Source organism: Arthrobacter sp. Y3223164, from assembly GCF_059091005.1.
The window spans coordinates 1-9,863 of record NZ_JBNHGF010000077.1; the positions used below are offsets into that span (position 1 = coordinate 1).

Below are 9,863 nucleotides of genomic sequence, written 5' to 3' on the forward strand. Positions count from 1 at the left end.
GTTCCTCCGGCTGGCCGCCGCCGAGCTCATGGTGATGGCGGCGGCTTACGGCCTGGCGATAGCGCTGGCCCGGACACCTCTGCCCTAGCTGGTTCCGCGGCGTGGCATGTCCACGACGGGCGGGGCAGGGACAGCCATTCCGTCAGCTCGGCGTCCGCCGGAACGAGCGTGCCCCCGGCGCGTGTCAGGGTGGATGCTGCGCGTCTCGGAGCGCTGGTTGGTTCTGCGCATCCAGTCGGCGGGGTAGACCTTGGGTAGAATCTTGGTCACGGCCAGCGCGGCATACATGACGGTGTTTATGGCAACGAAGGCCGCTAGGACCGCAAACAGTTCGGAGTGCAGGATCGGTTCGGGAAGCAGGATTCCGGCGGGCAGTATGAAGTAGGCGCCGGTCATGACCGGGCCGCCCTTGCTGCTGCCGGGCCGCGGCGCGTGACGTGCTTCCATGTGGCCTTCCGGCCCAGGGATATGTCGATGATTCCTTTGACGTAGACGATGTTTATAAACATGTCGAAGAACAGTTCGGGCAACAGCGTGAGTGCTAGCAGGCGTGCCCGCCAGCCGCCCTTCCACACCGTGGCCGTCCGTTCCACGGCGAACAGGGCACCCATCCCGAGCCAGAATGGGAACAAGATCCAATCATCAAGTGAGAGCACCATCAGCGCGATGAGCAGCAGGTAGGAGCCCAGGGCAATGACGCCGTAGCCGATGCCCAGTTGCTGGGCCCAGTAACGAAGCGTCTGTGGGGTAATGCCGTAGGCGCCGATGTTCTCCAGGGCACCGCGCTGCCAGCGCAGGCGCTGCGCCCACAAGGTGCGCCAAGTGGGCATCAGTTCGGTGACGACCGTGCACTGCGCCGGGGAGATCGTTAGGGCGCCGAGAGACTTCAGCGCGATGGTTAGTTCGTTGTCTTCCGTCAGTGACGCCGTGTCATAGACGTCACCTGGCTTCCCTGGAATCGACCGTCCGCGCTGCAGTGCCGCCGCGCGCAGCGCAGCGGGACGAAAGAGGGAGGCGGTGCCGGTGAGCACGAACACCCGGCCGCGGCGGCGGCGCATCTCACGGGCATAACGGATGTACTCGTTGCGTTGGAACTGGCCAAGCAGCCCGTGCCCTTCCTCCCCGTTAAACAACCCGCCTACAGCCATCAGCGCGCGGTCGTCTGTGAAGCGTTGGACCGCGGCCGCCAGAAAGCCGTCATCGAGTCTCGTGTCGGCGTCCATCACCATGACGACGTCGTTGTCGCCTTGTCCCGGCAGCAGCATATTGAGCGCCTGGTTCAGCGCTCCGGCCTTCTTTTGCGTGTTGTCCACTGTTTCGAAGACTTCGACCCCGGCTTCGGCGGCAAGTCGGACGGTGGAGTCGTTGCAGTTATCGGCGACAACGATGACTCGTTCCGGCTTGTGCGACTGGGCCAGCAGGGAAGCGATGGTTTCGGGGAGGGAAGCCTCCTCATTGTGGGCCGGAATCAACACGGTCACCGTGACTGGGCCTGCGTAGACACCGCGGGTTGCGGCCATCACCAGCCTCGGAGCCAGGGGAGTTGCCCGGTGGTCGATGGAGCGGCGCGATCTGGTCGACACGAGCCGCTCGAGCAGCGCTATGCCGGTCACAAGCAGAAGCGCCAGGGCAGCGGCCGCCAGAATCACCCGCGCGGGAGGAGCCTGCGTGTCGTAGAGGAAGCTCCAAAGCCCGAAAATAACGCCTTCGGAGGGGGAAGCGGGCGCTTCCCGATCGTTTGCGGCAACGGCGGAGCAAAGCCCCGTCGCCGCGCCCGCGGCAGTCACCCCAATGACCGCGCCGACTCCCCGCTTAAACCGCCCCCGCTCCATACACCCGCTCCTGCTGGAATGAACGTCTCAGCTGAAGACTAGCGGGTACCGGTTTGGGGCCTGCAGGGTTATCCGCTGCGTTTGCTCAAGTTGTTATGTGACCCGTGGTGGCGGCTTGAACACGTCGGAGCACCCCCAAGCCGCAACCGTCGATGACCGGCAGTGCGCGAGCCCATTTGGATCTGGTTGACACTCCCCATGCTTTTGGGGCGGCCAGGGTCAGCGCGTCGTTGGTGCGGCGGGTCATGCGTGCGAACCGGCGGTTTCGGACCGGAGAGGCCTGCCCGCTCGTGCAGGTAGGAGAAGTACAGTTCCCTGGCGGTCGGCAGGATGATCAGCTGGACGGTCGTCCGGCCAGATCCGAATCGACGATGCGGGCGTCGTCAGTTCCAGCACAACTGTCCCTCCCTCTCCGATCGGATTCTACGGGGAGCGCCCGACGGAGCGTGCGACGGTCGACACGGCTGAGCGGCGCCGCCCGGAATCATCGGCGAGCAATCTCGTCCTTACCTGGCTTCGCCTAATGCGGAGACACACCCTAGCTGGGTCCGCTGCGTGGCCAGAAGGAACGCGGGTGAAGGCTGCCAGGAGCAGTCTCTTGGCTTAGGTCGTTCCTGGCGGGCGGGTCCACGGCTCCGGTCCCCCGTTGCCCGGGGGCGGTGTTCCGGGTGTCCCGGGTTCTTGCGGCCGGGCTGTCGGCGCCTGCGGGTTGGCGGGCCCTGGCCCCTGAGGGGCGGTCCCCGGGTAGACGGGCCCTGGCCCCTGAGGTGCGGTCCCCGGGTAGACGGGCCCTTGCGCTGCGGCCGGGGCCGACGGATCGACGGGCCCCTGCGCTGCGGCCGTGGCAGACGGGTCGACGGGCCCCTGGTCCAGGCGGAAGGGCGGGTACTCGTCGCGCATCAGCAAGACGTAGGCCGCCACCCGGTAGGCCCAGCGGTTGATGCCGATGATCAGGGCGAACAGCTCCTGCCGGTAACGGCCGCTGAAGAGCAGGATCACCGCGGTGATCAGCACGAGCAAGCCCAGCAGCGAGGGACCCCACGTTGCCGGGGACGCATAGGCGTCCTCGCCCCAGCCCCTGCCCCAACCGCGGTCCCAGGCGGCACCGGTGCCGCTGGTGAAGATGCCGACGATGAGCAGGTGCGGGATGGCCAGCAGCCACCATTTCACCAGCACGAGCCAGTGCGAGAGGCGCTGCGGGTACGCCACGTCCAGGTTGGCCGGGTAGTCCGCGGCGGCCAAGGTGAACGGCGGATACCGGTCCGTGCCCAGCGCGGAGTACCCGTAGAAACCCACACGCCAGGACCAGCGCAGCACTCCGACGTTGAACCAGAACCAGGACCTCGGATAACGCCCGGTGAACAGGATCACGATCCCGGCCGCGATCGTGGCCACCAGCACGGCAAACCACAGCACGGCCAGGACGATGTAATGCGGAATCGCCAACAACCACTTGACGAGCCAGAGCCAGCGCGAGAGCCGGTCATCCAGGAAGCCGGTCACCAGCACCGGGTATGTCTGCGTCGACCTTCCCCACCCGGCGCTCGCGGCCGGCGCGGCTCCCGGGCCCTGGCCCGGGCGGCGGTACTGATCCATGCCGTCCGGGCGCTGGCCCGGACGGGAACGATCCGGATCGATGTCGCGGCCCAGGCCCGCGGAACCGAGCAACAGGAGGGGAATGCCGATGACCAGGCAGACCAGCCCGGCGATCAGCAGGCCGTTCCCGGCCGGTCCCAGCACATCGGATCGTGCCCCTGCCTGCACCTCCACCCACACCGGGCGGGAGGCGTCCGCGTTCATCACGACGAGCGACCACCGGCCGGGCTGCAGGTCCCAGGCAACTTGCTGCGGGCCGCTGCCGGAGGTCGATTCCGTCCAGAAGTCCTGCTCCCCGGGCGGAGCCGGCACGCGGTCCCCTTCCGAGGTCACCTCGTCGTCGTCATCGAGCCACGACGAGCGCCCCGGCCGGTCTCCGTCGTCGGACCGGGAGGCGTCACCCAGCGAGGTGTAGGAAACGCCCTCCAGGTAGGCCGCCGCGTCGGAGGCCTCGGCGATGCCCACGAACACCTCTTGGTCCGGAACCACGGGGGTGACGCGCACCTGAAAATTGGCCAGGTCTCCGACCGGCGGAATATTGGGCATCCCCGCTGCCCCGGGGTCGACGACCACGGAAGGGCCGACCAGGGCATACCCCGTGCTCTGGTACTGCTCCGTCGGCCCGGTCAGGTAGCGGCCGTCGCTCTGCACGGCGTTGGCACCCAGAATGACGGCGGCGCTGATGGTCAAGGCCAGCCCGGCGACGCTCAGCAGCACGCCGAGGATCAGCAGCACCCAGTGTCCGGGCTTCATCCGTGCGGCTGGCCGCGCCGGACCGGGCGCGGGAGACGGGACAGGTTGGGCGGTCATGACGGTCCTTTCGCAGCGCGTGCCGGAACCGTGCCCGGACTAAGCGCCTACGGCTGGGTTGGCAGGATGCGGGCAGCCGGACCGGCGCCCGGCTATCGGGTTCTCGTGCGTCAGCGCGTCAGCAATCCGCCCAGCGGTCTCCAACGTCGCATCAAGGGGACTGGCAGAGGCATTCGAAACCCGCATGGTGCCACCTCCCCCTGGGTGCGCTTCCCCGTCACAGTGTGCCCTCCAAGGCCCGGCTCCCGCCCCCAACAGGAACGAGACCAGCCTGGACGCCGGCGCACTTCAGGCAGCCCCAGTCCGTCAAATGCCGGCGGTACACATGCCCGGCCGCGCTCGGCGCGTGTGGCTGCAGGCACCATGGTACTCAGCCGCTCGGACCGGGGATAGAGTCCGCGCTTACCTGCCGGCCAAGGCCCGGCCGACAAGGTTGGGCTCCGGGTTCGTCACGACCTCTCCGCCCAGCAACACCGTGGGAACGGTTTCGTTTCCGTCGTTGTGCTGCCGGACGAACGCCGCGCCTTCCGGGTCCTGCCAGATGTTCACCCAGTGGGCGGCCCGGCCGTTGCGGCCCAGGGTTGCCCTGAGCCGCAGGCAGTAGACGCAGCCGGGCCGCCAGAAGATGACCACCCGGCCAGGATCGTCGCTTTGGTCCCGCAACGCGGTCCACGGGGCGGCCCGCCGGCTGCCGAAGAAGGGACTGACCGCCCACGCGCCGGCCAGCAGCAGCGTGGCGAAGATGATGGCGGGCAGCCATTCGCCGTCCTGCCCCTTATAGAGCAGGGCAGCCACGCCAAGCCCGGCCAAAGCCGCTGCGGGGAACCATCGCTCGAAGCGTTTCATGGACACAGCGTACGCGCGCCCTACCGCCAGCCACCGTCGCCCTCCCTCCGCTTTTGCCTAGGTTTCTCCCAGCTTTCGCCACGGCAACACACATGCTGGCCCAGTAGTGTCGCTCACTTATGCACCGAGATGGGAGAACAGAGTGACTAAGAAGTGGTTAATGAGCCTGGCCGTTGCCGGCTCCATCGCCGTCCTCACCGCCTGTGGCGGGTCGCCGGCGGAGGAGAGCGGTTCGAGCCCGGCGGCCTCCGCGGAAGTCGGCGCGGGTGCGGAAGGGCAGGCCCAGCTGCCGGAGCCGGATCTTGAAGGCATCCCGGACGTGGTGGCCGTGGTCAACGGGACGGAGATCCCGAAGGACAAGTTCACCGCCGCGTACGAAGGGCAGTTCCAGCAGATGGCCATGCAGTCCCAGATGACGGGGCAGGAATTGGACCAGGACGCGCTGAAGAAGCAGACGGCCGAGGCCATGGTCGGCACGCAGCTGCTGATCCAGGAAGCGGACCACCGCGGGATCAAGGCGTCCGACAAGGACGTGCAGGCCTCACTGGAGGAGATGGCGAAGGCCAACCAGTTCAAGACCGTGGACGAGCTCATGGCCGCCATCAAGGAACAGGGCATGACCGAGGACGAGGTCAATGCCGAGATGGAAACCCAGGTCCGGGTGGACAAGCTGATTGCCGAGGAGGCCGGCAACGCCAAGCCCACCGAGGACGAGCTGAAGGCCGCCTACGAGCAGGCCAAGAAGCAGCAGGAGCAGATGGGCGAACAGACCGGCCAGAAGGCCGAGGTTCCCTCGATGAAGGAAATGCGGCCGAACCTGGAGCAGCAGATCCAGGCGCAGAAGGAAACCGAAGCCACCCAGGCCCTGGTCACGGACCTGCGTGAGAAGGCGGACGTCAAGATCCACCTCTGATTCCTCCTCTTTCGAAACTACGACGACGGTGCCCGACTTAGCGGGCACCGTCGTCGTAGTTGTGGGGCGGCTGACGTAGTTGCCGGGCGGCTGACGCAACCGGCGCCCTACCCGCGCCTGACCTGTATTTTCTGTCGCGGCGTTTCCGCCTCCACCCTTGGAACAGGGGCCTTGATTTCAAGCACCCCGTCCCGGTAGGTGGCGGTGATGTCCTCGTCTTTGACGCCCTGGGGCAGCGGCACGCTGCGGGAGAAGGATCCGTAGCGGAACTCCGAGCGGTAGCTGCCCTTCTCCTTCTGCTCCTTCCGCTCGTGGCGCTCGGCGTGGATATGCAACTGTCCCTCGGAGACGGAGATCTCGGCGTCCTTCTCCGGGTCGATGCCTGGCAGTTCGGCGCGGATGGTCAGGACGTTGTCTTTGATTTCCTCCTCCACCCGGATCATGGATTTTTCCTGTTCACCTTCGAAGAAGCGGCGGAACGGCTCCGCCAATTCGAAGGGCGAGCGGCGCTCGAACGGCGGCCACCTCAACAAATCGCTCATGGCTCACACTCCTGTGACAGAAACCGGCAGGCTGGCGGCCAAGCGCCGCCGGCCCGTCATACCCTTCAGTTTTCGCAGGTGCGGGTCCTGGCATAACGCACCCGGTGCGTCGGCACGGCAACATGGTATAGCTGCCCGGAATATACGGGAATGGGTTAGGCCTGCGGGCGGATGGCGGCATAGAGCAGCATGTCCCGGCGCACGCCGCCGATGGTTTGGTAGCTGCGCAGCAGGCCCTCGCGGCCGAAACCCGCGGATTCGGCGGTCCGGATCGAGGCGTTGTTCCAGGGCTCGATGTAAAGCTCCAGCCGGTGCAGTTCCGGGATGGTCCAGGCGAAGGTCGCGAGCGCCGCGAGCGCATCCGCCGCCCGGCCCTGCCCCCGGTGTGCCGGGCCCATCAGGTAGCCGGCGGTGGACCGGCCTTCCGGCAGGTAGGTCAGCCACAGTCCGATCTGGCCGACCGCCCGATCCGACTCCGCGTCCGCCACCGCGAAGGAGTACCCGGCGCCGGAGGTGAACCGGCCGTTCTGGCGCAGGATCCACTCCACGGCGTCGTCCTCCCGGCACGGCGAAGGGATGGAACTGATTAGCGGGATGTACGGATCCCGGGCCAACTCCAACGCCAGATGGGCGTCATCGCTGCGGAATTGGCGCAGCACCACGCTGCCCTGCGCCGGCGTGACCTCCGGCCAAGCCAAGGGCAGGCGTGCATCCATGTCTGCGATGGGGCCGGTTCCCTTCTGCGGGGCCGGCACGGGCGGCGCGGAAGGGGGCTGCACGGGCGTAACGTCCGGGCTCAAGTGGTTTCGGCCAGGACGTCCATGACGGCGGCCACGAACTGGTCCAGATCGCCCGGGTTGCGGGACGTGACCAGGGTCCAGCCGTGCTCGCGGTCGATCACCACGGGTTCGTCGTCCCAGTGGCCGCCGGAATTCATGATGTCCGCCTTGAGCGAGACGTAGGAGGTGAGGGTCTTGCCGCGGGTGCGCCCGGTTTCGACCAGGAGCCACGGTCCGTGGCAGATGGCGGCGATCGGCCGGCCGGATTCGGAGAAGGACCGCACGATGCCCTGGGCGTCCGGGTCCAGGCGCAACTGGTCCGCGTTCAGGGTCCCGCCGGGCAGGACCAGCAGGTCGTAGTCGCCGTCGGAAACATCCGGCAAAGACTTGTCCACCGGGATTTTTTCGCCCCGGTCCCAGTCCCCGACCAGGGTTTCCACGTCGCCGGCTTCGGGTGCCGCGATCGTGACGTCGACCCCGGCCGCGCGCAGTTTTTCGACCGGGATTTTCAGTTCGTCCTGTTCGACGCCGCGGTTACTCACCGCTACCAGGACCTTTTTGCCGGCAATTTCGGGCATGTCTTCCGTCCTTCCTACGGGGATGTTCGGACTCTTCCCACCTTGCCACCGCTGGGAAGTGAAGCCAAGCGGCGGGGGACGTTCCTGCTGCGCGCTGCGGGTCAGCGGCCGGGCGGGGCCTTGACGTCCCGCGGCCGCCGGGATGCACTTGAGATCAACAGATCGCCGCCGAGGGCGGTACATAACGCCATGCGCGGGCTACATAAGGAGACGCCGTGAAGCTTCCACATCCCCGGGGTCCTGTCAGTGAAACACTGCTGGCCGCGCTGCAGCGCAACGACGTTCCGGACGCCCTGCCGCAGGTGCAGGACGCAACAGAGCACGCATTGGCCGCAACGGCGGACATCCTGTTCGACGACGATCTGCAGCTGGCACTGTTCTGCCTGTACGAACTGCACTACGGCGGGTTGGACGGAGTGAACGACCGGTGGGAGTGGAATCTGCCGCTGCTGCAGGTCCGCGCGAAGATTGAGCAAGACCTGGAAGCGAGGCTGCGGGAGTCGGTGTCCGTGGCGGTGCCGGAGCGGCTGACGGCGCAGGCCGTGGCGGACCGGCTGTTCGAGATGGCAGCCGACGACGGCGGGCCGAGCGTCTCCGGATTCATGGCGCGCGAGGCCACGCTGGAGCAGGCGAAGGAATTTGTGGTGCTCCGCTCGGTGTACCAGCTCAAAGAAGCCGACCCGCATACCTGGGCGATTCCGCGCCTGCACGGGCGGGCGAAGTCGGCGATGGTGGAGATCCAGGCGGACGAGTACGGCGGCGGAAAGCCCGGGCGGATGCACTCGCAGCTGTTCGCGCGCACCATGCAGGGGCTGGGCCTTAATCCGACCTTCGGCGCATATGTGGACTCGGTTCCGGCCATCACGCTGGCGTCGGTCAACGCCATGTCCATGTTCGGGCTCCAGCGGAGGCTGCGCGGAGCCATCTGCGGGCATCTGGCCATCTACGAAATGACTTCCTCCATCCCGAACGGAAAATACGCCCGCGGCTTCCGCCGGCTGGGCTTCGACGGCGAGGTGGCCGAGTACTTCGACGAGCATGTTGAAGCGGACGCAGTACATGAACAGATCGCCGGACGGGATCTCGCCGGCGGGCTGATCGCCGAGGACCCCACGCTCGCCGCGGACGTCTTCTTCGGTGCCGGCAGCGCCTGCTATCTGGACGGACTCGCCGGCGGTTGGCAGCTGGACGCGTGGAATGCCGGCAGGTCGGCGCTGCGCCAGCCGCTCGATCCGGGCCAAGAGGCGCCGGTCGCCGCCGGCGCATCGGTGTGAGCATCGAATATGTCCTGCCGCTGAAATGGCAGGACGGCGCTGGTGACGCCGAGCTGACTGCGTACCTCATGTCGCTGCCTGCCTGGGTGGACATCACCGTGGTGGACGGATCCGCCGATCCCGTGTTCGAACGGCATCACCGGCTCTGGCAGCGGCGGGTGCAGCATCTCCGCCCGGACGGACCGGCCACGCCCAACGGGAAAGTCCAGGGGGTGCTCACCGGATTGCGGCAGGCGCGGCATGACCGGGTCATCATTGCCGACGACGACGTGCGGTACACCCCGGAGAGCCTTGCCGCCGTCGCGGAATTGCTGGCGCAGGCCGAACTGGTGCGCCCGCAGAACTACTTCGACCCGCTGCCGTGGCATGCCCGCTGGGACACCGCGCGGTCCCTGCTGAACCGGGCGTTCGCGTCCGACTACCCGGGCACGCTCGGCGTCCGCCGCTCGCTGCTGCTGAGGACCGGCGGCTACCGCGGCGACGTGTTGTTCGAGAACCTGGAACTGATCCGCACGGTCCAGGCCGCGGGCGGACGCCAGGTCCGGGCCGACGGCATCTACGTCCGGCGGCTGCCGCCCACCTTCCGGCACTTCGTGGGCCAGCGGGTTCGGCAGGCCTACGATTCGCAAACCCAGCCCGGGCGCCTGGCCGTCGAGCTGCTGCTGGTCCCGCTCCTGCTGCTGCAGGCGCGCC

Annotated in this window: 10 protein-coding genes; 3 read left to right on the forward strand and 7 right to left on the reverse strand. The window is 67.4% G+C overall.

Annotated elements, in window-relative coordinates; genetic code table 11:
* Nucleotides 1–84 precede the first annotated feature (84 nt).
* The 4 genes from AC5RUJ_RS06290 to AC5RUJ_RS06305 all read right to left on the reverse strand — a co-directional run bounded on the left by AC5RUJ_RS06290 (nucleotide 85) and on the right by AC5RUJ_RS06305 (nucleotide 5,084).
* Nucleotides 85–447, reverse strand: a complete 363-nt coding sequence (locus AC5RUJ_RS06290; RefSeq protein ID WP_494001668.1) for a hypothetical protein — start codon at nucleotides 445–447, stop codon at nucleotides 85–87.
* Nucleotides 393–1,649 carry a glycosyltransferase family 2 protein gene (locus AC5RUJ_RS06295; RefSeq protein ID WP_494155681.1) on the reverse strand — a complete coding sequence of 419 codons (1,257 nt, stop codon included), beginning with the start codon at nucleotides 1,647–1,649 and terminating at the stop codon, nucleotides 393–395. The genes AC5RUJ_RS06290 and AC5RUJ_RS06295 overlap by 55 nt, the downstream gene beginning before the upstream one ends.
* A gap of 786 nt (nucleotides 1,650–2,435) precedes the next feature.
* Nucleotides 2,436–4,238: a DUF4389 domain-containing protein gene (locus tag AC5RUJ_RS06300; protein ID WP_494073438.1), complete on the reverse strand. Its 1,803-nt coding sequence runs from the start codon at nucleotides 4,236–4,238 to the stop codon at nucleotides 2,436–2,438.
* A gap of 402 nt (nucleotides 4,239–4,640) precedes the next feature.
* On the reverse strand, nucleotides 4,641–5,084 hold the full coding sequence (locus tag AC5RUJ_RS06305; protein WP_494023471.1) for a glutaredoxin family protein: 444 nt from the start codon (nucleotides 5,082–5,084) through the stop codon (nucleotides 4,641–4,643).
* A 160-nt stretch (nucleotides 5,085–5,244) separates the two neighbouring features.
* On the opposite strand from AC5RUJ_RS06305, the gene AC5RUJ_RS06310 reads away from it, so the two are divergent.
* Nucleotides 5,245–5,997, forward strand: coding sequence for a SurA N-terminal domain-containing protein (locus tag AC5RUJ_RS06310; protein WP_494073437.1), 753 nt, complete (start codon nucleotides 5,245–5,247; stop codon nucleotides 5,995–5,997).
* Nucleotides 5,998–6,104: 107 nt separating this feature from the next.
* Here the strand turns inward: AC5RUJ_RS06310 and AC5RUJ_RS06315 are convergent, their stop codons facing one another.
* From AC5RUJ_RS06315 to AC5RUJ_RS06325, 3 genes are all read right to left on the reverse strand, one after another.
* Complete coding sequence (locus AC5RUJ_RS06315; RefSeq protein ID WP_494073436.1) at nucleotides 6,105–6,539, reverse strand: Hsp20/alpha crystallin family protein; 435 nt, start codon at nucleotides 6,537–6,539, stop codon at nucleotides 6,105–6,107.
* 155 nt (nucleotides 6,540–6,694) lie between these two features.
* Nucleotides 6,695–7,318: a GNAT family N-acetyltransferase gene (locus tag AC5RUJ_RS06320; protein WP_494128551.1), complete on the reverse strand. Its 624-nt coding sequence runs from the start codon at nucleotides 7,316–7,318 to the stop codon at nucleotides 6,695–6,697.
* Nucleotides 7,319–7,335: 17 nt separating this feature from the next.
* Nucleotides 7,336–7,896, reverse strand: coding sequence for a type 1 glutamine amidotransferase domain-containing protein (locus tag AC5RUJ_RS06325; RefSeq protein ID WP_494128552.1), 561 nt, complete (start codon nucleotides 7,894–7,896; stop codon nucleotides 7,336–7,338).
* Nucleotides 7,897–8,111: 215 nt separating this feature from the next.
* Here AC5RUJ_RS06325 and AC5RUJ_RS06330 point away from each other — a divergent pair, with 215 nt between their 5' ends.
* Nucleotides 8,112–9,170, forward strand: coding sequence for an iron-containing redox enzyme family protein (locus AC5RUJ_RS06330; RefSeq protein WP_494128553.1), 1,059 nt, complete (start codon nucleotides 8,112–8,114; stop codon nucleotides 9,168–9,170).
* A partial coding sequence (locus AC5RUJ_RS06335) for a glycosyltransferase family 2 protein (RefSeq protein ID WP_494155682.1) occupies nucleotides 9,167–9,863 on the forward strand: 697 nt, incomplete at its 3' end. The genes AC5RUJ_RS06330 and AC5RUJ_RS06335, both read left to right, overlap by 4 nt.